Raw genomic sequence first — 1229 nt, 5'->3', positions numbered from 1 at the left:
CCGGCTGCCGACCGGGCTGCCGACCCGGCTTCGAGCCCGGCTGCCGACCCGGCTTCGGGCCCGGCTGCCGACCCGGCTTCGGGCCCGGCTGCCGACCCGGCTTCGGGCCCGGACTCCGGACCGGCTTCGGGCCCGGACTCCGGACCGGCTTCGGGCCCGGACTCCGGACCGGACTCCGGGCCGGAAGCCCGCCCGGAGTCCGGCTCCGGACCCCGCGCGGCGGGCTCCGCCGCCGGCGGAGGAACCTCCGGACCGGCCGCCACCGCCAGCCCCAGCACATACCCGACCCGCCGCCACCCCGTCAGCCCGGAACCGCTCGTCTCCTCCCGCACGGCCGGCACCGCCCCCCGCCGCCACCGCACCAGCACCGACCCCGGCAGGCCGATCGCCGCCGTCCAGGCCGCCGCCGCGCCCCCGGTCCGCCAGCACGGCGGGCCGAAGTCGGCGAGCGCGTCGTTGCCGATCGCGCCCGACGACGCGTACGCCAGCACTGTCATCAACACCCCGCACAGCAGCGCGCCCAGTACCGCTGTCGCGGCGGCCTCCCCGTAGCCCACACGCGGGGCGCGCCTCGGCACGGCGGTGTGCGCGACCGCGATGCCCGCGCCGGCCGCGAGCGCCGCCGCGCCCGCCAGGACGAGCGGGCTCGCCGCGCCGGGCTCGGGCAGCGCCGCGAGCAGGGGGAAGCGCGGCAGCACGGGGCGGTCCGGCACGGCGCTCAGCGGGGCGACCAGGCTGCCCGCGCCCACCGTGAAGCCGGGCCCGAGCCCGTACGCCACCGCCCAGACCATCGCGTTGGGCAGCAGCGCCACACTGAGCAGTGCCAGCGCCACCCGGCCGGACCAGCGCGGCGCCAGCTGGATGGCGGCGTCCTGGGCCGTCCCCGCGTGGAGGGCCAGCGAGGCGCCCACCAGCAGCAGGCCGCCGCCGAGGAGGACGGCCACCGCCGTCGCCCCGGTGCGGGCGATCGCGGTCAGCCGGTCCCGGGTGAACCACCTCCGCAGCCGCGTGGGCAGCACCCGCCGGACGAAGTGCGGCGCCGGGAAGCCGGGCCGGCCGTCGGCCGTCCACACCCCGGCGGCGATGAACGCGGCCGCGACGAGCGGCAACTGGAGCAGCGTGCTCAGCGGCGCGGGCCGCACCGGGCTGGACCAGGCGTAGACGACGGCCGCCAGGGCCACCAGGAGGTAGCCGCCGAGCATGGCGGTGAACGCCGGGCGGGGCGCGGG

The 1229-nt window shown here is 80.1% G+C and carries 1 protein-coding gene; it reads right to left on the bottom strand.

From position 1 onward, the window contains the following. Nucleotides 1–1229: DUF6350 family protein (locus K6I33_RS35145; protein ID WP_229358848.1), on the bottom strand; the 1229-nt coding region annotated here is incomplete at both ends.

The sequence above is a fragment of the Streptomyces sp. UNOB3_S3 genome, assembly GCF_020740895.1.
Classification (GTDB): domain Bacteria; phylum Actinomycetota; class Actinomycetes; order Streptomycetales; family Streptomycetaceae; genus Streptomyces.
This window is presented reverse-complemented; position numbering and strand designations above follow the sequence as displayed.